Raw genomic sequence first — 22,842 nt, 5'->3', positions numbered from 1 at the left:
AGTGCCAAAGATTTTCTTGAAATTTAATAAAGTGGACTATAAAAACAACAAAAATTTAATGTTTCTGCATTAAAAATGCATTTTTAGAAAAAAAAGTCACCAAAAAGTTTGTCAGTTCAAAAATTATTAGTACCTTTGCAACCGCAAATAAGCAAGGTGGTATTTGCCCAGATGGCGGAATCGGTAGACGCGCTGGTCTCAAACACCAGTGGAGCAATCCATCCCGGTTCGATCCCGGGTCTGGGTACCAAGAGCTGCAAATCGAAAGATTTGTGGCTCTTTTTTCTTTAGACCAAACTTTAACACAAGAAAATCTTATATCAGATAGCGAATTCACTATATATAAAAAAGGAGTAGTCACCCACTCCTTTCTCTTTTTATCTGTTTTTAAATTCAAAATATCTTTTTCTCCACAATCATGTTGTAGGCAATCATCCTATTTCATGATTATGTTATTTCACAATCACTTTGACTCCATTTACAATGTAGATGCCTGAAGGAACAGGAATCGTCTGTCTTTCACCAGCCCGAACTGCAACCGAGGTTACTTTCTGTCCACTCAAATTAAAGATTTTTATGATTTGAGAACGGTCAGAAGATATGATTATTTCACCATTGCCGCCATAGATTCCTTTGTTCAATGAAATGTCAGAAATACCTAAAGTCTGATCAGTAACATAGACTATCAAGTTAAATGGATCAAACAAATAATAGCCGTCTGAACCCACTATATCAAGTCTGTTTTTAGACAAAGTGGTTGGAATATCATAATATTTACCATCTGTCAAACTCATGAACCACAGATCAGAAACGATTGTATTGCCGCCCAACTCGTTAGGGTCAAAAGACCTGGATATTGTAGTGGTCGCTCCATTACCAGGAATGCGTACCGTCTCAAAACGAGGAACAAAGCTTCTTTCATTCGTACTATATGCTATCAAGGCATATTTCAACAAAGCTGTACCTCCATCGTTCTTGATAGCAAAATTGAATTGGGCAAAAGCATCATTCGTCTTTGGAGCTTTCACTTTATTACTACCATAAGTCGCCTTTTCGGTCTCATATTCATTTGGAGCCGCATTGGTCCATGCCTTTACAACTGTGAATACAGGGGTTGCAGGTGTAGCTCCCACCGTAAACTTCTTGGCATTAACAAAGACATTCTCTGCTCCTGCATCAGTCAGCCAGAGATACAAATCACCCGCCGAAGGAGACAACTCTACCTTTCTGGTAATAGAACTATGTGCTGGAACCGTGACATAAACATCCATCGCGGCTTGGTCTGGCATAGTAGCAGTCGTATTGCTGAAGATATTGATGGCTCCCAAATATTCGATATCACCCTGATTCTGGATAGTAATTTCAAAGCCATTGGTTAATCCACCCAATAGTTCTTCGGTTGGAGTGATATCTGCTTTCAATTGCGAACGAACCTGAGTCAGTTTTTGAGCTGTAGCCTCAACGACATAAGGCCGCATTTCAGAATTAGCGCATTTGTTCCAATGAACATGATCGGTACTGTAAATCGCATAGATCGTGGTCTGTCCGATTGGGAAAGCATAATCAAATTCAAACAAGAAAGTATTACCATAAGTGTTGCCATTATCTTGGATACCCTTAAAAGAGAATTCCTTAACCCCAGAAATTGGAACATAAGTACCATCAGACTTCAATATACCATAAGCGATAGAGCCTGTCATATCCTGACGACTCTGATTACAGAAATAATTCTGTATTTTCAAGGCAAATTTATCTGAAACCTGATTTCTTGTATCCTTAGTCAGTTCAAAAACAGACATTTTATCCCAATAGCTCTGCACAATAGGAGCGAAAGGTGCTACAGGCTCATCTACCTTACCATTATCAGGAGCCACACCAACCAACATACTACAACTGCGGTTGTAACCATCCTGTGCATTACCGGAGCCGACACCACCCTTCTCAGGATTCAAGATCGTAACATCGAAATAACCATTCTGATAGCCTCCCCAGCCCCAGTTGATATGATAAAGTCCCTGACCATCGGAACCATCACAGATAAACTGATGACCACCATCGGTAGAAGAACCTGAATAGAAAACAGGACGCCCAGCAGCCAATTCATTGTCAAGAATCTGAGTCCATTCTGCCAGAGAATATAAAGAACGGGATAAATCCAGCATCATATCGGCATCATATCCGAAATACTTAGCCAAAGGTGCTGGCGTAAGATTTGCACCCGACATTTCACCATACCCCATCTTCACGGCAGCTCCACAATGGAACATCAATTTGGCTACGGCATTGGCCTGATCTTTGGTATAGCTACCCTCTGCACTACTATAGAAAGGTAACATGTTGTCCCAATCATATACACCATCGCTCTTGCTAATACCAGAAACAGCCACATCCCTACCATACCATTTCTTAGTATATTCAGGAATATCCTGCAACAATTGTTTAGGATGCTTATAATAAGCCATCATCTGCGCCATAGCTGTAGCCACACAACCGGTAACAGCCCGATTTTTACCATCATAAATCGGACACATATTATTAAAAGGCTTACTCTGATTCCATGCAATATTACCCAATAAAGGAGAAACTGCCTTGGAATGAGTAGTATTTACCGAAGAACGGTAAGCTTTTACCTCTGCCAAATTGCGCAGAGTAGCTTGATCGCCCTTGGTCAAAGCCTCTACCATCTCCTGATAAGCCTTCATGAAGTTCTTATAACTTTCTGGAAGAGATGCCTCATCATAAGTTCCCTGATCGGTATAACCCACGATTTCCGGCAGACAATCATCGCCCGACACAATCGTGAAACCCTTTCCCTCACCATGAGGAAAAACATAATAACTGGCAGTTTCCTGATCAGAAGCCTGAGATTTCTGAGTTTTGTCACCAAAACCGAAAGACTTCGCCTGTGATGCAGCAGACTCATCCATGACGATACCCAACAAAGCAGCCTGGCGCTCTGCTATCTGCTTGGCTTGTCGGAAACTACGTGGTCCTGCAAATGCTGATACAGAGATCAGCAACAGGGCTGACAACAATAGGTGTAAACGAATACATTTCATAAGCAATATATCAAAAAATTTAATTGAGTTGTATCGGCTACAAATATACAACATTTCTTCTACACTCGCAAGTTTTCGATAAGAAAATTCTGCTAAAAAGAATAATTCGCTCTTCTTTGTTGTGCTTATCTCAAATGAAATGTAGGAGAGATTTGAATGCATAGAGTTATTTTATCTCTCGTCTCTCGGAACCACTCGCTATGATTCCCTATGAACGAAAACGTTTGCGATGTAATTATACTCTATTTATTTGGCTATAAGAAATTAAATGCGTATTTTTGCAACATAAACTGCAATCTATATGCAGAATCATAAATAATAACTTATATATAATAACCCAACAAACCGAAAAAAATAGATGAAGAAATTTTTTAGCATGGTATGTGCTTGCTTGTTGGCGCTAAGTGCCCAGGCAACCGACATCAAGAAGTATGATGCTCTTTACGAGAATCTACCATTCCAGATGGAGAAGGTGACCCGTCCGCAATTCCCAGCCAATGAGGTAAACCTCAAGGACTTTGGTGCTATTGGAGATGGCTCTTCTCTCTGTACCACAGCCTTTGCCAAGGCTATCGATGCGCTGACTCAGAAAGGCGGCGGCAAACTCATCGTTCCACAGGGCGTATGGTTCACAGGTCCTATCGTATTGAAGAGCAATATCAACCTACATCTCGAAAAAGGTGCAGTCATCCTTTTCTCACCAGATGATGCCCTCTACCCTTTTATAGAAACATCGTTTGAGGGTTTGGATACACGCCGCTGCCAGTCGCCTATCTCTGGTCATCATCTTACCAACGTGGCAATTACCGGTCAGGGCTGCATCGACGGAAACGGAGAATACTGGCGCCCATTGAAGAAGCAGAAGGTTACCGCTGCACAGTGGAAGCAGATTACTTCACGTGGCGGTGCATTCAAGAGAACTGACTACTGGTTCCCATCAGAAGGTGCATTGAAGGCAGACAACAGTGCCAACATGAATGTGCCTAAAACTCCAGCTTCAGAAGAAGAATGGAACGAGATCAAGCGTTTCCTCCGCCCTGTAATGATCAGTCTCGTAAGCTGCAAGAACGTTTGGCTCAATGGTGTCATCTTCCAGAATTCACCTGCATGGAACATCCATCCGCTGATGTGCGAGAACGTTCTTATAGAAGATGTATTGGTCCGCAACCCTTCATATGCTCAGAATGGTGATGGTCTTGACCTGGAGAGCTGCAAGAATGCACTTATCGTCAACTCTACTTTCGATGTAGGCGATGATGGTATCTGCATCAAGAGCGGTAAGGATGCTGACGGAAGAAAGCGCGGCATTCCTTGCGAGAATGTCATCGTAAACGGCTGTACCGTATTCAAGGGTCATGGTGGTTTCGTTGTTGGCAGCGAGATGAGCGGTGGCGTAAAGAATATCAAGGTGAGCGACTGCCAATTCCTCGGCACCGATGTAGGTCTCCGTTTCAAGAGTACCCGCGGTCGTGGTGGTGTAGTAGAGAATATCTACATCGACAACATGTCAATGTTTGATATACAGACAGATGTCATCACCTTTGACCTCTATTATGGTGGAAAATCAGCTGTTGAAGTATTAAACGATGGCGACCAGAAGAAGCAGCAAGTGGTAGATATGAAGAAAGTAGATGAAACCACTCCAGCCTTCCGCAACATCGATATCAATCACGTCATCTGCCGTGGCGCACGCCGTGCCGCCTACTTCAATGGCCTTCCAGAGATGCCAGTGCAGAACATCAGCATCAAGGATATGGAGGTGAACAATGCCGAGCAGGGTATCGTTATCAACCGCACCGATGGTGTGAAGTTGGAAAATATCAAGGTGAGTGCCAAGACCCACACCTTCGATGCAAAGAACTCGAAGAATGTGACTGTCAACGACAAGACATACAAGAAGATTGACGAAAAGGGTATCACCCTCGATTTCTAACCGACATTCATCAGACAAAACATTTATAATGCCGCCCTAACCCCATCAAAAATGGCAGTTAGGGCGGCATTTCTGCTTATAGTACATGTCTTCACTCTTCACCTTCTTCCCTTCCCTCGTCATACCGACAAAGCGGTAGAAAAAGTCTTCATGAGCAGACAAAATCTTCCATATCACCTATAAGTCATTTTGTTTATAAGATAAATGAATACAAGCTGTATCTGCATGATGAATCAAGAGGAGCGTTTTCTCCCCTTTTCTCTTTACGATTCGATCGTCCTTTTGGTATTTTTGATACAAATCCCAAAAGGCAGATAGATTCTCATGGATTGTATCTCCATGAGGATCTACACCAACAAAAGAGAAACCTCTATATTCCTTGCACGAAACAACACGAAATTCATAAGCCTTGGGTACTTCCTCGTCAAGAATCTGCTTCTTTACATCATCATCTGTTTCATACAAGCGAAACTCATAGAAGAACCACCCAAAGATAATAAAGAGGATTCCAAATATCTTGGCTATGTTTTTTAAGTCACTCATATTCGTATCTTATATTTCTATAAACAAATCCACTCTTACCTCGAATAACCATCCACTTATGATATAGTTTTTTTTCACAAATTTCTTTCCAAGAATTGCGCTTTACATCCTCGAATTTAATCAAAAATAAATAGCACGTATCTTTCCTTGAAAACAAATATACCGAATCCTCACAACACGTTGAATCAGGGAAGACAGCCATAATACCTCGTAAAGATAATTCTTTGTTTACAGGAACATTAATGGTATCAAATTCCTCCACACAAGGTATATCATAAGCAGGCAATATCTGACAATGCACACTATCAATGGCATCAAAGTAAGAATGTCCTATAATTAATGTATCACCTGTGCAATTTTTAAACTCCACACTTCTTTTGTAATAACCAAATGGTAAGCAAGATGAAACCAAATACAGAATCATCAAGAATACGTTAAATATGAATAACTTTTTCATTTTTATTTCAATTCGTGAAAAGGGTACTTCCCTGTTATTATCTTCTGATAAACAGCGTAAGGAGGATAAACAAATCCCATACTATACGATTTATATTCTCCCACTAGATCACCTATATGTATATATTTCTGATTAATAGTCCACACATACCACTTGTGTGACACTGTTAGATGATTCGTATTGCCTGGCGAATACAATTGTTCCGTATCTATTGCTACATACTGAAGATAGATTCTTGCACCATCTTCCAATGTCACGTAATAGATATCCCCTATTCTATTTTGAATTCTTTTTTTAGTCATATCATCTTTTCCCAAGCCAAACACTATAAAACCATTCTATTTATTCCAATACACAATAGACAAATAAACCGAGTATAAGGAACCAAGACACACAAAAAACGTTAGGACGTGCCATTTCAAATCATTCTTTTCCTTTTTAAACTTCTTGAAATATGCTTTATACACATCATCCTTGAAAGCTGACAAATAAGCTATCAGATATGACACGCCCAAACATACCAAAACAAACACCTTAAAACTTGTATTTGGTATATTGACTGGACCAAAATATTTAACAAGAGAAACTGCTAGCATCATATATGGTCCCAACAGTACGCCCAAGAAGCCCTGAGCATGTGATATTCTCAAACCATAATCTAAATTTCCAGCAGCCTCATTAGCAGCCAAATAAACATTATTGATATATTCGTCCAAAGATTTGTTTCGTTTTTTTATATAACCAAATGGATTTAAATTATACATTTTTTTCATCGACCAAACCTTGACACCACGAAACAACATATGAAACGAGCCATCAATCCAATGCTCAAAACAGTAGAAAGAATATAATATTCTATTCTCAAACAATTTCATTTTTATATTGACGTTTTTAATACAATGCATCATAAATCAGTCCTCCCATAAGTGAACCAAACCCGCCTCCTAAATACTCAACAGCAATACCACCACATATAGATAAAGGAACAGAAGCAAAGCCACTGCCCGCATATCCTCCTATAAAATATCCCACCTCAAATGCTTCATGGCGACAGTATATTATTCCTCAAAATCGATGGACAGTTCACCGGAGCCCAAAAGATTGTAACTCATGCGATGATATGGAGTGACTCCAAATTCCCTGATGGCAGCACGATGCTTCTTGGTAGGATAACCCTTGTTGGCTTTCCAGTCGTACTGCGGATATTCTTCTGCCAGTGCATCCATGTAATCATCACGATAGGTCTTGGCAAGGATGCTGGCAGCTGCAATAGACAGATACTTGCCGTCACCCTTTACGATGGTTGTATAAGGCAAATCCTTGTAGGGTTTGAAGCGGTTACCATCCACGATAACTGCCTCCGGACGAACCTTGAGCTGGTCCAGGGCACGGTGCATAGCCAGAAAACTGGCGTTGAGGATATTGATTTTATCGATTTCTTCGGGAGTAACAATGCCCACAGCCCAAGCTACAGCATCTCGCTCTATCTGCTCGCGGAGCGCCTTGCGCTTCTTATCTGTGAGCTTCTTACTGTCGTTCAATTCGGCATTCTGATAACCGGGCGGAAGGATAACGGCTGCTGCATATACGCTGCCTGCCAGACATCCTCTGCCAGCCTCATCGCAGCCAGCCTCTACCATATCCTTATAATAATGACTTTCTAACATAATTATGATGAATTTTACGTTTATCTCTTCACTCTTCACCTCTATTTTATAACCACCTAATTATAAGGTAGTTACAAGGATAAGAGCATTTTAACTCTTCACCAACTCTTCACCCACTCTTCACCTACTCTTCACCCTCATAGCACCAGGCGGTGAAGAGAGGGTGAAGAGTGGGTGAAGAGTCAGAACGTCTCTTCAGCGCGTAAGTATCAGTATAACAATACGTTACGGCAAAAGGGTGAAGAGTGAAGAGTATTTGGGCATTCCAACCTCAACTTTCTGATAACTGCCAAACGCAAACAGCCAACTGTCCGCAGTAGCGCCAGTTGGCTGTTCTTTGCTTGCCAGTGGGTTGTCTTTCGCTCGCCAGTTGGCTAAATAAGGCTTTTACGTGCGCTGTATGCGGCTACAAAGTCTTTATCTTTAGAACATCATAGCCACGCGTTTTACGCCCGCTACAAGCGCATCTATTTCTTCCTTTGTATTATATAGGGCAAAGCTGGCACGAACGGTACCTAGAATACCATAGCGGTCCATCAAAGGCTGAGCGCAATGATGACCGGTACGTACAGCGATGCCCAGGCGGTCGAGCAAGGTGCCCATATCCATGTGATGAATATCACCAACCAAGAAGCTGACAACGGCATCTTTGCCCTCCTGTTCACCAAAAAGTCTGATTCCATCGATGGTTCGCATCTGCTCCATGCAGTAACGGGTCAATTCCTGCTCATGCTTGGCGATGTTATCCATACCAAGCGCAGAGACATAATCGATGGCCTTTGCCAGACCGTGGGTAGCTACATAATCAGGAGTACCAGCCTCGAACTTGAATGGCAACTTCTCGAAAGTAGTCTTCTCGAAACTTACGCTCTCAATCATTTCACCACCTCCCTGATAAGGAGGCAACTTGTCGAGCCATTCTTCCTTGCCGTAAAGCACACCGATACCGGTAGGACCATAAATCTTATGTCCGCTGAAAGCGAAGAAATCGCAATCCATATCCTGTACATCCACAGCGAAGTGAGGAGTACTCTGAGCGCCATCCACCATGACAGGTACATCGTGCTCGTGAGCTATCTTAATCATCTCTTTTACCGGATTCACCGTACCGAGCACGTTGCTCACCTGGGCAATGCTCACGATTTTGGTGCGTTCGGTAAATAAATTGGCGAATTCATCGAGGTTAATCTCACCTTTATCGTTGATAGGGATGACGCGGATGGCAATTCCCTTCTTGGCAGCCTGCAACTGCCAAGGCACGATATTGGAGTGATGCTCCATGGTAGAGATAATCACCTCGTCGCCCTCGCTCATAAAGGCATCGCAGAACGATGAAACCACGAGATTCAGACTCTCGGTAGTACCGCGGGTAAAGATGACTTCCTCAACCTTCGGCGCATTGATAAACTTGCGCACGGTTTCGCGGGCAGCCTCATGAAGGTCGGTAGCCTGCTGAGAGAGATAGTGAACGCCACGATGCACATTGGCATTCACATTGAGATACTCGTCGCGCATGGCATCGAGCACGCACAATGGCTTCTGCGTGGTTGCCGCATTATCCAGATACACCAATGGCTTATCATAGACCTTTCTCGATAAAATCGGGAAATCTGCTCTTACTTGATTGATATCATACATAGTTTTAAGAACTTTACTCCTTTAAAAGGATATTATCTACTTGCAAAGTTTGCAACCCTCGCACTTATTGAGTTCACCACGGAATCGCTTCTCTACGAGATGATGCAGGCGATCGCGCAATGGCTCCAGCTCCATCTTGTCGATGACTTCGTTGATAAACGCAAACTGAAGGAGCAACTTAGCCTCCTCGCGGCTCACACCACGCTGCTGCATATAGAACAATGCCGCATCGTTGAGCTGACCTACAGTACTACCGTGTGCACACTTCACATCGTCAGCATAGATCTCCAGCATCGGCTGGGTGAACATACGGGCTGTCTTCGTAGCACAGAGGTTCTGGTTAGTTTCCTGAGAAATAGTCTTCTGGGCACCATGACGAACCAGCACTCTGCCGGCAAAAGCACCACGTGCCTCACCATCGAGCACATACTTATAAAGCTCGTTACTGGTACAATGACCCACCTGATGATCGATAAGCGTATTGTTATCAACCACCTGGTTCTTGTCGGCAATCACACAACCATTGCAGAAGCACTCAGCTCCCTCGCCCTTGAATACGAGGTCGAGGCGGTTGCGGGTAATACCGTTATGAAGCGTGATGACGTTATGGTTCACGCGGCTGTTAGCCTGCTGCTCGATATAAACGTTGCTGACACGGCGGTTCTTGTAATGAGTCTCCTCCAGACAATAGAGGTCGAGACTGGCATTCTCGCCTACGAATGCCTCGATAACCTGGGTTGCGAGGAAGTTCTTGTCATCGGCTGCATGGTCGCAGAAGAGGAACTTAGCCTCAGCACCCTGTTCCATGACGATGAGAACACGGCGGTTTACCATCAAATCTACATCCGAACGGAGAATATTGATGACCTGAATAGTTCGCTCTACCTTTACATTCTTTGGAACATAAATCAGCAAGCCATCCTGTGCCAGGAATGTATTCAATGCGGTGATGCCATCTTCGTCGGTTTTGGCAATCTTAGCATAGTATTTCCCGATGAATTCAGGGTTTTCTGCAGCAATCTTGTTCAAAGAGTCCACAATTACGCCCTCCGGAAGCTCTACTTTAGGCAATGCTTTGTTATAAAAAGCATCGTTTACAACGAAGTAGAGCGAAGTGCTCAGATTAGGCACATCGCAGCGGAAAGCTTCGTATGGATCTACCGGAATTTCCAGACGGTTCAAGTTCAAGCCATAGTCTGGCTCGAAGATGGCGCTCATATCTGTGTACTTGTATCTTTCTACCTTTCGGGAAGGGAAGCCCAAGCGACGGAAGTTCTCAAACGCAGCATCGCGCACCGCATTGAGCACCTCAGCACTGTTCTTCTTGATTATTCTCGAAGAAGACTGATACAAGTCTAAATATTGTTTTTCTGAATGCATAGCCATCCTCCCTATTATTTCTCATCTACTTCTGCCTTGATCCAGTCATAGCCACGAGCCTCAATCTCCTTGGCAAGTTCAGGACCGGCAGTCTTCACGATTCTACCCTTATAGAGTACGTGAACCACACTTGGCTTAATCATATCGAGCAGACGCTCGTAGTGAGTGATGACGATGGCAGATGTCTTGTCGGTATGCATCTTGTTCACACCGTCAGCCACGATACGCATCGCATCCACATCGAGACCAGAGTCGGTTTCATCGAGAATAGAAAGCTTTGGCTCCAGCATAGCCATCTGGAAAATCTCGTTGCGCTTCTTCTCACCACCCGAGAAACCTTCGTTTACAGAACGGCGAGCCAACTTGCTGTCCAATTCCACCAACTCGCGCTTCTCACGCATCAGCTTCATGAATTCACTGGTGTTCAATGGCTCCAAACCCTGATACTCACGCTTGGCATTGATAGCCGCACGCATGAAGTTGGTCATGGATACACCAGGAATTTCTACTGGATACTGGAAAGAGAGGAACAAGCCTTCACGGGCACGGTCCTCTGGCTTCATATCCAGGAGGTTCTTGCCGTTGAAGATAGCCTCACCCTCGGTTACGGTATAGAGAGGGTTACCCGTGAGCACAGCGCTCAAGGTTGACTTACCGGAACCGTTAGGTCCCATGATTGCATGTATCTCACCATCGTTGATAGTCAGGTTGATACCTTTCAATATTTCTTTGCCTGCAATAGTAGCATGCAGATTCTTTACCTCTAACATAATTGTTATAAAATTGTGTCAATTAATAAATCACATACTGATTCTAACAATGTAGGTGGCTTAGTCCACCCCCATTGTTCAAACAAAGGAGGAGGGTCTAACACCACGAAGCTACATTCACCAGAGAGTATAATATCATGTGAGAAAGCTGAAACACTGTTATTTTGCAGCATGATAGAAGCCGTTGAAGATGGAGCAGAAGCATCCAACTTAAAATAGCCATAAAAATGCCCATCAACAGTATATATCGGCCTATACTGAGAAGCAAAACCTCTTACAATCGAATCTTGTTGAGCAGTCAAATTTACAGGTCTTATCTTGGAAAGAATCTGACCAAAAGCATTCAAATGCACTGCCAACAGCAATAACAAGATACACTTTTTCATCACAAGCCTCACTTTCTATTCATTTTTTATCCTACAGTTCCTTCGAGTGAAACACTCAGGAGTTTCTGTGCCTCAACGGCAAACTCCATAGGCAACTTGTTGAGCACATCCTTGGCATAACCGTTTACGATCAAGCCGACAGCCTCCTCGGTAGGAATGCCTCGCTGATTGCAATAGAAGAGCTGGTCTTCTGAAATCTTCGAGGTGGTTGCCTCATGTTCGAACACGGCTGTGTCGTTATGGGCATCCATATATGGGAAGGTATGCGCTCCACAATCGCTGCCCAGCAACAAAGAGTCGCAGGAACTGTAGTTGCGTGCATTGTCGGCATTGGATGTGGCACGAACCAGACCACGATAGGAGTTCTGGCTATGACCTGCCGAGATACCTTTAGAGATGATGGTACTCTTGGTGTTCTTACCCATGTGAATCATCTTGGTACCCGTATCAGCCTCCTGATAGTTGTTGGTAACAGCTACGCTATAGAACTCAGCCACGGAGTTGTCGCCACGCAAGATACAGGAAGGATACTTCCAGGTAATCGCAGAACCCGTCTCTACCTGAGTCCAGCTCAACTTAGAGTTCACACCGCGCAAGTCGCCTCGCTTGGTTACCAGGTTCAGCACACCACCCTTACCATGCTCATCACCAGGATACCAGTTCTGAACGGTAGAGTATTTCACCTCAGCATTATCCTTGACGATAATCTCTACGATAGCCGCATGGAGCTGGTTCTCATCACGCATTGGCGCTGTACATCCCTCCAGGTAAGAAACGTAAGCATCATCATCAGCGATAATCAATGTACGCTCAAACTGACCGGTGTTACGGGCATTGATGCGGAAGTAACTGCTCAACTCCATCGGACAGCGGACGCCCTTAGGAATATAAACGAATGAGCCATCACTGAAAACACAACTGTTCAAAGCTGCATAAAAGTTATCACGATAAGGAACTACGGTTCCCAGATACTCTCTTACCAAATCAGGATGCTCCTTCACAGCCTCACCAATACTGCAGAAGATGACGCCCTTCTCACGGAGTTTCTCCTTGAAGGTAGTCTTCACCGACACAGAGTCCATGATGGCATCTACGGCGGTACCGCTCAAAGCCAGACGCTCCTCCAGAGGAATACCAAGTTTATCGAATGTCTTCTCCAGCTCAGGATCAATCTCCTTATTCTTCGGCTTCTTTGCCAAAGGATCGGCATAGTATGAAATCTCCTGGTAGTCAATAGGTGGCACGTGAACGTGTCCCCACTTTGGCTCCTTGAGCGTCTTCCAGTAATTGTAGGCTTTCAGACGAAATTCGAGCATCCAGTCTGGCTCTCCCTTCTTCTGCGAGATCAGGCGCACAACATCCTCGTTGAGACCCTTTTCTATGATTTCAGTATGTACATCGGTGGTAAAGCCGAATTCATACTTCTGCTCAGCCACCTGCTTGACAAACTGATTCTTTTCTTGTTCTTTCTCTGCCATTTTATTTAGAATAACCTTTCGTTATTTTAACCCTAAATAGGGATAAGCCGCTGAGGACTCATCCCTACCTTATTATATATAATATATGCTATATTACAATTTCTGCTCTACCTCGATCTCAGTGAAGGTCTCGATAACGTCGCCCTCCTGGATATCGTTGTAGTTGACGAGGCTCAAACCGCATTCCATACCGGTAACCACCTCCTTAACATCGTCCTTGTAACGCTTCAAGGCACCGATTTCAGCAGTACGTATCACGATACCGTCACGGATGACGCGAGCCTTATCCTTAGCGTGTACCTTACCCTCGGTAACGAGACCACCGGCAATAGTACCCACCTTAGAAATCTTGAAGGTCTGCTTAACCTCAACCTGACCGGTAACGATTTCCTTCTTCACCTTGTCGAGCATACCAACCATCGCACTCTTGATATCATCGATAGCATCGTAGATGATAGAGTATGTGTTGATTTCAACACCCTCACGGTCGGCAGCCTTACGAGCATCGGCAGATGGACGAACCTGGAAACCAACGATGACTGCATCTGAAGCAGATGCCAGCATCACGTCGTTCTCAGAAATCTGACCCACAGCCTTGTTCACCACGTTCACCTGAACCTTCTCGGTAGAAAGCTTGATGAATGAGTCGCTCAAAGCCTCAACAGAACCATCGGTATCACCCTTCACGATGACGTTCAACTCATGGAACTCACCACGTGCGATACGGTGAGAGATATCACCCAGAGTCAAGCGCTTCTGAGTACGCAAGCCCTGCTCACGCTGCAGCTGCTCACGCTTGTTGGCGATTTCGCGAGCCTCCTGCTCTGTCTCGATTACGTGGAACTGGTCACCTGCAGTAGGCGCACCATTCAAACCGAGGATGATAGCTGGCTCAGCAGGAGCTGCTGACTTGATGTTGGCATTACGCTCATTGAACATCGCCTTGACACGACCCCAAGAAGTACCGGCGAGTACGATGTCGCCTACCTTCAAAGTACCGTTGGCAACCAATACGGTAGAAACATATCCACGACCCTTGTCGAGAGAAGACTCGATGATGGTACCTGTAGCACGACGGTTAGGGTTAGCCTTCAAGTCGAGCATGTCAGCCTCGAGGAGCACCTTGTCGAGCAGATCGTGAACACCGATACCCTTCTTGGCACTGATTTCCTGGCACTGATACTTACCACCCCACTCCTCAACGAGCAGGTTCATGTTAGCCAAGTCCTCACGGATACGGTCTGGGTTAGCACCTGGCTTATCAATCTTGTTGATAGCGAATACCATTGGTACACCGGCAGCCTGCGCATGAGCGATAGCCTCCTTGGTAGTAGGCATCACAGAGTCATCGGCTGCGATGATGATGATGGCGATATCGGTAGCCTGGGCACCACGGGCACGCATGGCGGTAAACGCCTCGTGACCTGGAGTATCAAGGAAGGTTACCTTGCGACCGCTTTTCAGGGTCACACTATAGGCACCGATATGCTGGGTAATACCACCCGCCTCACCGGCAATCACATTGGTATTGCGGATATAGTCGAGCAAAGAGGTCTTACCGTGGTCTACGTGACCCATGACGGTTACGATTGGAGCACGTGGAACCAAGTCGTTCTCATCATCCACTTCCTCGCTCACGGCCTCCTGAACCTCGGCACTCACGTATTCGGTCTTGAAACCGAACTCCTCAGCCACCATGTTGATGGTCTCTGCATCCAGGCGCTGGTTGATAGATACCATGATACCTACACCCATCAGCGTAGAGATAACCTGAGTAACGCTGATATCCATCATCGTAGCCAACTCGCTAACGGTAACGAACTCAGTAAGTTTCAGGGTCTTGCTTTCCTTCTGCTCCTGACGAGCCTGATCCTGCAACTTCTCCTGAACAGCCTCACGCTTCTCCTTACGGTACTTAGCACCCTTCTTGTTCTGACTTTTGCTGGTCAAACGTGCAAGAGTCTCCTTAACCTGGCGTGCTACAGCCTCGTCATCAACCTCGATCTGACGCTGGTTGCCACGGTTGTTGTTATTGCCGCGATTATTATTGTTATTATTTCTGTTGCGGTTTTTGTTCTTCTTGTTATTACCGCCGTTGTTGCCATTACCTCCGCCATTATTCTTAGCTTCGGCATTGATGTCAACACGTTCTTTGTTGATACGAACACGCTTTTTGCGCTCATTGTGCTGTTGAGCCATTTTCTCCTCACGTTCCTTGCGGCGCTCCTCCTTGGTTTTCTTCTTAGGACGAGTGCTCTGGTTGAGAGAAGACAAATCTATCTTGCCCAACACCTTAGGCTCATTAGCAGTAAACTTCTTCTCACTCTTGAGAGTAAACACGCTGTTGTCTGCTGCGCCAGCAGAATGCTGTGCAGTTTCATTCTTAGCATGATGATGCTCTTTCTTTCCCTGAGGAGCATTCTGCTTATTCATCTGAGCGTTTGACTGCTGTGATTTCTGATGATTTTCCTGTTTCATTTGCTGTTTATGCTGAGAAGCCTGTTGTGGCTTCTGTTCCTTCTTTTGCTCAGCCTTAGGAGCGTCTTTCTTCTGCTCAGGACTGACGGCAGCAGTCTCAGGCTTTTCCGCAACAGACTCTGCAGCAGGCTTCTTACCGATATTGTCCAAGTCAATCTTTCCCAGCGGCTTATACTGCTGCTGTCCATTAGACTCCAACAAGCTTTCAGCGCGATTGTCCTTCTGCTCTGGCGCACGCTTCTTATCTTTTGCTTTTTTGGTAAAGAGTTTCTCAGCCTGATCACGAACCTCTCTGTCCTGACTGAAGGCATCATTCAATGCCTTGTATTGCTGGTCGGTGAGTTTGAAGCTCGGTTCTGCCTTGACATCTCCCAGGTCTTTTCTTTTCTCTAGGAATTCAACTGCCGTCTGAAGTCCTATATTTAATTCACGTAGTGCTTTATTTAATCTGATGCTCATAAATTATTTATTCTCCTATTTTTAAAGTTAGATTCCCTGCAAGCACTCGCTGGCAAGGGAATTATTGTTCGAATTCGGCGCGCAACACGCTGAGTACATGATCAACGGTCTCCTCTTCGAGGTCGGCCTTCTCAATCAGCAAGTTGCGAGGTGCATTGAGTACCTGCTTGGCAGTATCAAGACCGATGCCCTTGATAGCATCGATAACCCACTGGTCAATCTCATCAGAGAACTCATCCAAGTAGATATCCTCATCGGCCTCATTCTCGTCTACCTCACGGAATACGTCGATGGTATATTCTGTAAGCATAGAAGCCAGTTTGATGTTCATACCGCCACGGCCGATAGCCAAACTAACTTCCTCAGGCTGCAAGTAAACCTCTGCTTTCTTGTTCTCATCATCAACATTGATTGAAGAAACCTTGGCTGGAGCCAACGCACGCTGAATGAAGAGTTTGGTATTGCTTGAGTAGTTGATGACATCGAGATTCTCGTTGCAAAGTTCGCGAACGATACCGTGAACGCGGCTACCTTTAACACCTACACATGCGCCAACCGGGTCGATACGCTCATCGAATGTTTCAACAGCAATCTTAGCACGCTCTCCCGGAAGACGGGCGATACGGCGGATTGCAATCAGACCGTCTGCAATCTCAGGAACCTCAGCCTCCAACAGGCGCTGCAGGAAGATTGGAGCTGTACGGCTCAAGATAATCTTTGGATTATTGTTCTCGTTGTCTACACGAAGGATGACCGCACGAATAGTCTCACCCTTGCGGTAAGTATCACCAGGAATCTGCTCAGTCTTAGGCAACATGAGCTCGTTGTTCTCATCATCTACAATCAGAACCTCGCGCTTCCAAACCTGATAAACCTCACCAGAGATAACCTGACCTACGCGATCCTTGTATTTGTTGTAAAGTGAATCATGCTCCAACTCAAGAATCTTGGAAGCCAAAGTCTGACGAAGAGTCAAGATGGCACGACGACCAAACTTATTGAAGTCAACCGTCTCACTTACATCCTCACCAACCTCGTAATCCGGCTCAATCTTACGAGCCTCAGAAAGTGTAATTTCCTTATTTTCATCTTCAACTTCGCCATCAGCAACAACTATACGGTTGCGATAAATTTCGAAGTCACCCTTGTCAGGGTTCACGATGACATCAAAGTTTTCGTCACTACCAAAAATCTTGGCAAGTACATTACGGAAGCTCTCCTCCAATACACTTACCAATGTAGTACGGTCGATATTCTTTGTTTCTTTAAACTCGCGGAATGTATCAATCATACTCGCTGTCAATTCTTGCTCTTTTTTAGCCATAACTTAATTGAAACTAATTATGTATTTTGTATATTTTACTTTATCCATCTGGTAAACGTGATCAACCTCCTGCTTAACCGGACGTTTTTTACCTTCAACCTTTACCTTTTCTTCAACGCCAACTGTGAAGTCATTTCCTTCAACAGCTTTCAAGATACCCTTCACCTTCTTGCCGTCGGCATCAAGCACCTCTACCTCCTTGCCAATGAAATTGATATACTGCTGCGGAACTTTGAACGGTTGACCCAAGCCTGCAGAGCCAACTTCGAGCTCATAGTCTTCCTCGTCACGGTTCAAATGATCCTCAATATACTTACTCAAGGCAACACAATCCTCAATCCATACTCCATCGGCATGGTCAATCTCAACAACGATTCTATCGTCGGGACTGATTTCAATGCTTACCAAGAAATATTCCTTATCTTGGAGCCATTCTTCAACTAATTTTTTTACGACGTTTTTATCAATCATATATACCTTATTAAAATAAAATGAGGAACTCTTGTGAGCCCCTCATTCCACTGAACGTTGCAAAATTACAAATATTTTTGTGATTAGCCAAAAAAAATGCAACTTTTTATTCGCAACGTGCACATTTTTAATCGATTGTGCACGTTTTTGTACTTATTTCTTCACAGGATGCAGTATTTTTTCGTATTCTGATGGAGAATTCAGCAATTTTACTGCTTCCTTAATCTGCTTGTCATAACGCATGGAATTCTGGATGGCACCGCGCTGGAAATAATAGGCAGAAACGATGTCATTTTCCAACAGATGCTTGATGTAATCCTTGTTATAATCCAGATCCTTTGCCACATTATGGCTCAGTTTTTTCTTCAAAGCCTCAAACTCTGCCTTGGCATCATCGTAGTAGCCTTCAAACTTAGCGAGCTTTTCCAAGTCCTTGAGATACTTTTCTGTTTCACGGTCGTACTGGAAGTTAGCCTTCAACACGCGTGTCTTGAATTCATCATAATCGGCATCGGTCAGCGAGAATTCCTTCGCAGGAGCAATAGCAGGATGCTTGGCGATATAATCAACCTCATAATTAAGCATCACCTCATTACTGTCGCGGGCACCAGCCAGATAGAAGGCGATGTTTGGCAAAGAATCAGGCTTTACTTCTACATCCGGCTTCACGCCACCTCCATCTCTCACTTCTCTGCCACCTGCGGTATAGAACACCTTGGTAAGAGAGTCGGGAACATGCTCCACATAACCACCCTTATCGTGCTTATAGTTGAGTGCCTGAACGCATCGACCGCTAGGAATGAAATATTTAGCAGTAGTGAGTTTCACCTGTCCGTTATAAGGCAAATCCATGGTAGTCTGCACCAATCCCTTTCCATACGTGCGCGTACCTAATATTACAGCACGGTCATAATCCTGCAGACTGCCGCTCATGATTTCACTGGCACTGGCAGAATTCTCGTTCACCAATACTACCATCGGCATAACGGAATCTATCGGTTCAACCGTGGTCTTATAAACATGATTAGAACGCTGCAACTTTCCCTTCATCTCCAAGACTGTCTTACCTTTAGGCAAGAACATATTGATGATGCTGACCGCTTCGGTAACAGAACCACCACCATTATTACGCAGATCGAAGACAAGACTCTTGGCTCCTTGCTTTCTCAAATCGATGAAAGCACGACGCACTTCCTTGGCAGACTGCTCGGTAAAGGAATTGAAGTTGATGTAACCGATGCTACCCTTCAACATGCCATAATAAGGCAAGAACGGCAACTGGATGGTACGGCGTGTTACCTTCACCTTCATCGTCTTGCCTGTACTTGGACGCTTAACTTTCAGCATGAAAGAAGAACCCGGGTCACCACGAAGATGATCGCTGACATAGCTCACCTCCTTATTGGTCATATCCTCATCATCAATACTCAGGATGATGTCACCCTTCTTCAGTCCCACTTCTGCAGCAGGCATATTCTCGTAAGGCTCGCTGATACAGACGCGCTGCAACTGGAAATTGTAGCGTATCACCGCACCTACACCCGCATACTTGCCGGTGAGCAGGTTCTTGAGTTCCTTCATCTTCTGCTCAGGATAATAGGTAGTATAAGGGTCGAGACTACGCAACATGGCATTGATACCATTTCCGACCACAACTTCAGCATCGAGCGTATCAACATACATCAAATCGAGATTCTTGTAGATGGCATTGAATATTTCCATATTCTTTGCGGCTTTGAAGTCATGATCTTTGTCAACCTGGGCAAAAGTAGGAACTGCCAGGAGCACCATAAGCAAGGAGAACAGTATTCTTTTCATTGTTACCTTATTTAATTGTATATGATTCAACTTATTGGTTATTTCCTCCCCCTCTTCACGGCATTCGCCCTCGGGAGAAGATTTCGACCACAAAAGTACTCATTTCTTTGCGAAAAACACCATAAAATAGGCAAAAAGTGGCACAAAGATAAGAAAAAATACACTTTTTTAGGGAAAAAGCGAAAAAAGTCAGCAAAAAATTTGGCAGAATGAAGAAAAGTTAGTACTTTTGCACACGCAAATAAGGAACGTCATGTTCTTTACAGAAAAAACGCTTCAATAGCTCAGTTGGTTAGAGCACCTGACTGTTAATCAGGGGGTCGTTGGTTCAAGCCCATCTTGAAGCGCAAGAGAGTTTCAGGTTAGCCTCGTAACTCATCTTCTTTCATAGCAAATTGCTTCAATAGCTCAGTTGGTTAGAGCACCTGACTGTTAATCAGGGGGTCGTTGGTTCAAGCCCATCTTGAAGCGCAGAAAAGAGTCACAAGTTTTACTTGTGACTCTTTTTGTTTATCCCTACATGATCCACACTTTACATTCTCCATTCCCATATACAAATACAATATCCGGCAATAATTAGAGAAAGTACTATTAAAAAAAGGCACATTCCTATGCGGAATGTGCCTTTATATATAATAATGTGTCTAATACGCAGATTATTCTACATCATTGTTGTGATCCAAAGAGTCGTTGAACTCCTTAGGAGCCTGCTCATCATTACGATGCTCGTAACGACGTGGCTGACGAGCTGGACGCTCACCACGACCTTCATGACGATCATCACGACGACCGCGACGTTCACCGCGCTCAGGACGTGGACGACGCTCACGCTCTACATAACCCTCTGGCTTCTCCATCAATACACGATGAGAAAGTTTGTACTTGCCAGTCTTAGGATCAATCTCCATCAACTTCACCTTGATTTTGTCGCCTTCCTTGATGCCAGCCTCTTCAACTGTCTCAAGACGCTTCCAATCAATCTCAGAAATGTGGAGCAAACCATCCTTACCAGGGAGAATCTCTACGAAGCAACCGTAAGGCATGATAGAACGGACAGTACCCTCGTAAACTTCACCAACCTCAGGAACAGCTACGATAGCCTTAATCTTAGCCAAAGCTGCATCGATAGAATCCTTGTTAGGAGCAGATACCTGGACGTGACCCTTACCATCAGTCTCCTCGATAGTGATTGTCGCACCAGTATCCTCCTGCATCTGCTGGATAATCTTACCACCAGGGCCGATAACAGCACCGATGAACTCCTTAGGGATATCGAATGCTACAATACGTGGAACCTGTGGCTTCATCTCAGCACGTGGCTCAGAGATTGTCTCCATCATGCAGTTGAGGATATGCTCACGACCAGCCTTAGCCTGCATCAAAGCCTCCTCAAGAATCTCGAAGCTCAAACCATCGCACTTGATATCCATCTGTGTAGCGGTCAAGCCATCGCGGGTACCAGTGGTCTTGAAGTCCATATCACCCAAGTGGTCCTCATCACCGAGGATATCACTGAGGATAGCGTACTTGTCCTCACCTGGGTTCTTGATAAGACCCATAGCGATACCAGAAACTGGCTTCTTCATAGGAACACCTGCATCCATCAGGGCGAGAGTACCGGCACAAACAGTAGCCATAGAAGAAGAACCGTTAGACTCCAAGATCTGGCTTACCAAACGTACTGTGTAAGGGAAGTCTGCAGGAATCTGGCCCTTCAAACCACGCCATGCCAAGTGACCGTGACCAATCTCACGACGGCCTACGCCGCGCTGAGCCTTAGCCTCACCTGTTGAGAATGGAGGGAAGTTATAGTGAAGGAGGAAGCGCTGGTAGCTCTTCTCGAGCACACCGTCGATAAGCTTCTCATCCATCTTGGTACCGAGAGTACATGTAGAGAGAGACATAGTCTCACCACGCTGGAAGATAGCGCTTCCGTGAGGCATTGGGAGTGGAGAAACCTCGCACCAGATAGGACGGATTTCTGTAGTAGCACGACCATCAAGGCGCAAGCCCTCGTCGAGGATGCAACGGCGCATAGCATCGCGCATTACGTCATCATAGTAACGGGTAGCCTCAGCGTGCTTCTCCTCCAAGTCTTCCTCAGAAAGATCGGTATGAGCAGCGTCATACTTCTCGAGGAAATCAGCCAAAACCTTATCGAAAGCATCCTGACGTGCATGCTTCTCCAAAGCCTGATGATTGATATCATAAGCTGGCTTGTAAAGCTCAGACTTAATCTGCTCACGGAGTTCCTCATCGTTGATCTCATGGTCATACTCACGCTTCACGTCAGTACCCTTCTCCTTAGCCAACTCATACTGGAGTTCGCACATAGGCTTGATAGCCTCGGCAGCCACCTTGAGGGCACCGATGAGATCCTGCTCAGAAACTTCCTTCATCTCACCTTCTACCATCATGATATTGTCCTTGGTAGCACCAACCATGATATCCATGTCTGCCTCTTCCATCTGCTGGAATGTAGGGTTTACAACATACTCACCATTGATACGAGCTACACGAACCTCAGAGATATAGTACTCGAAAGGAATATCTGAACAAGCCATGGCAGCTGAAGCAGCGAAACCTGCGAGGGCATCTGGCTGGTCAACACCATCGGCTGAGAGCAACATTACCTGTACGTAAACTTCTGCATGGTAGTTAGAAGGGAAAAGTGGACGCAAAGCACGGTCCACGAGACGAGAGGTAAGGATTTCCTCATCGCTGGCTTTGCCTTCGCGCTTGGTGAAACCACCAGGGAAACGACCTGCAGCACTGTACTGCTCACGATAATCTACTTGCAAAGGCATAAAATCTGTACCCGGAACTGCATCCTTTGCTGCACAAACAGTTGCGAGAAGCACTGTGTTACCCATGCGGAGAACCGCAGCACCACCAGCCTGTTTTGCAACTTTTCCGGTCTCAATTGTGATGGTTCTTCCATCAGGCAACTGAACACTTTTTGTAATTACGTTCATCTAAAT

Annotated in this window: 16 protein-coding genes and 3 tRNA genes; 4 read left to right on the top strand and 15 right to left on the bottom strand. The window is 44.9% G+C overall.

Translation table 11 applies throughout. From position 1 onward, the window contains the following. Window positions 1–165: 165 nt before the first annotated feature. Window positions 166–250, top strand: a tRNA-Leu gene (locus ONT18_RS13525). Between the two features lie 202 nt (window positions 251–452). On the opposite strand, the gene ONT18_RS13520 is transcribed toward ONT18_RS13525, so the two are convergent. Beyond that, the gene (locus tag ONT18_RS13520; RefSeq protein WP_264906131.1) at window positions 453–3,059 is read right to left on the bottom strand and encodes a thiol protease/hemagglutinin PrtT; all 2,607 of its coding nucleotides are present in this window, start codon (window positions 3,057–3,059) and stop codon (window positions 453–455) included. Between the two features lie 358 nt (window positions 3,060–3,417). Between ONT18_RS13520 and ONT18_RS13515 the strand changes: the two genes are divergently transcribed. Further along, window positions 3,418–4,992, top strand: a complete 1,575-nt coding sequence (locus ONT18_RS13515; protein ID WP_264906130.1) for a glycoside hydrolase family 28 protein — start codon at window positions 3,418–3,420, stop codon at window positions 4,990–4,992. Window positions 4,993–5,169: 177 nt separating this feature from the next. On the opposite strand, the gene ONT18_RS13510 is transcribed toward ONT18_RS13515, so the two are convergent. The 13 genes from ONT18_RS13510 to ONT18_RS13450 form a co-directional block, all read right to left on the bottom strand. Then, window positions 5,170–5,535, bottom strand: coding sequence for a hypothetical protein (locus tag ONT18_RS13510; RefSeq protein ID WP_264906129.1), 366 nt, complete (start codon window positions 5,533–5,535; stop codon window positions 5,170–5,172). Further along, window positions 5,528–5,992, bottom strand: a complete 465-nt coding sequence (locus ONT18_RS13505) for a hypothetical protein (protein WP_254970191.1) — start codon at window positions 5,990–5,992, stop codon at window positions 5,528–5,530. The genes ONT18_RS13510 and ONT18_RS13505 overlap by 8 nt, the downstream gene beginning before the upstream one ends. A gap of 338 nt (window positions 5,993–6,330) precedes the next feature. Next, window positions 6,331–6,867 carry a hypothetical protein gene (locus tag ONT18_RS13500; protein WP_264906128.1) on the bottom strand — a complete coding sequence of 179 codons (537 nt, stop codon included), beginning with the start codon at window positions 6,865–6,867 and terminating at the stop codon, window positions 6,331–6,333. Window positions 6,868–7,050: 183 nt separating this feature from the next. After that, window positions 7,051–7,659 (bottom strand): ribonuclease HII, encoded by a 609-nt coding sequence (locus ONT18_RS13495; protein WP_264906127.1) that lies wholly within the window; start codon window positions 7,657–7,659, stop codon window positions 7,051–7,053. 423 nt (window positions 7,660–8,082) lie between these two features. Continuing rightward, window positions 8,083–9,297 (bottom strand): aminotransferase class V-fold PLP-dependent enzyme, encoded by a 1,215-nt coding sequence (locus ONT18_RS13490; protein WP_117695266.1) that lies wholly within the window; start codon window positions 9,295–9,297, stop codon window positions 8,083–8,085. 36 nt (window positions 9,298–9,333) lie between these two features. Next, window positions 9,334–10,677 carry a Fe-S cluster assembly protein SufD gene (gene sufD, locus ONT18_RS13485; protein WP_264906125.1) on the bottom strand — a complete coding sequence of 448 codons (1,344 nt, stop codon included), beginning with the start codon at window positions 10,675–10,677 and terminating at the stop codon, window positions 9,334–9,336. A 14-nt stretch (window positions 10,678–10,691) separates the two neighbouring features. After that, a complete protein-coding gene (sufC, locus tag ONT18_RS13480; protein ID WP_022120772.1) occupies window positions 10,692–11,447 on the bottom strand; it encodes a Fe-S cluster assembly ATPase SufC in 756 nt (251 codons plus the stop codon). A 5-nt stretch (window positions 11,448–11,452) separates the two neighbouring features. Then, window positions 11,453–11,833: a hypothetical protein gene (locus ONT18_RS13475; RefSeq protein ID WP_118081077.1), complete on the bottom strand. Its 381-nt coding sequence runs from the start codon at window positions 11,831–11,833 to the stop codon at window positions 11,453–11,455. Between the two features lie 26 nt (window positions 11,834–11,859). Then, the gene (gene sufB / locus ONT18_RS13470) at window positions 11,860–13,311 is read right to left on the bottom strand and encodes a Fe-S cluster assembly protein SufB (RefSeq protein WP_118139249.1); all 1,452 of its coding nucleotides are present in this window, start codon (window positions 13,309–13,311) and stop codon (window positions 11,860–11,862) included. Window positions 13,312–13,404: 93 nt separating this feature from the next. Next, window positions 13,405–16,248: a translation initiation factor IF-2 gene (infB, locus tag ONT18_RS13465; protein ID WP_022120774.1), complete on the bottom strand. Its 2,844-nt coding sequence runs from the start codon at window positions 16,246–16,248 to the stop codon at window positions 13,405–13,407. Between the two features lie 61 nt (window positions 16,249–16,309). After that, window positions 16,310–17,572 carry a transcription termination factor NusA gene (gene nusA, locus ONT18_RS13460; protein WP_264906115.1) on the bottom strand — a complete coding sequence of 421 codons (1,263 nt, stop codon included), beginning with the start codon at window positions 17,570–17,572 and terminating at the stop codon, window positions 16,310–16,312. A gap of 3 nt (window positions 17,573–17,575) precedes the next feature. Further along, window positions 17,576–18,043, bottom strand: a complete 468-nt coding sequence (gene rimP, locus ONT18_RS13455) for a ribosome assembly cofactor RimP (protein WP_006849190.1) — start codon at window positions 18,041–18,043, stop codon at window positions 17,576–17,578. Between the two features lie 153 nt (window positions 18,044–18,196). Then, on the bottom strand, window positions 18,197–19,861 hold the full coding sequence (locus ONT18_RS13450; RefSeq protein WP_264906111.1) for a S41 family peptidase: 1,665 nt from the start codon (window positions 19,859–19,861) through the stop codon (window positions 18,197–18,199). 273 nt (window positions 19,862–20,134) lie between these two features. On the opposite strand from ONT18_RS13450, the gene ONT18_RS13445 reads away from it, so the two are divergent. Then, window positions 20,135–20,208: transfer RNA gene (locus tag ONT18_RS13445), tRNA-Asn, on the top strand. Between the two features lie 50 nt (window positions 20,209–20,258). Beyond that, a tRNA-Asn gene (locus tag ONT18_RS13440) sits at window positions 20,259–20,332 on the top strand. A gap of 185 nt (window positions 20,333–20,517) precedes the next feature. Here ONT18_RS13440 and pnp read toward each other — a convergent pair. Further along, on the bottom strand, window positions 20,518–22,836 hold the full coding sequence (gene pnp, locus ONT18_RS13435) for a polyribonucleotide nucleotidyltransferase (protein ID WP_264906107.1): 2,319 nt from the start codon (window positions 22,834–22,836) through the stop codon (window positions 20,518–20,520). Window positions 22,837–22,842: the final 6 nt, after the last annotated feature.

It is taken from the genome of Segatella copri (genome assembly GCF_026015295.1).
Classification (GTDB): domain Bacteria; phylum Bacteroidota; class Bacteroidia; order Bacteroidales; family Bacteroidaceae; genus Prevotella; species Prevotella copri_C.
Note: the sequence above shows the minus strand (reverse complement) of the source record. Positions and strands in the feature narration are given on the sequence as shown.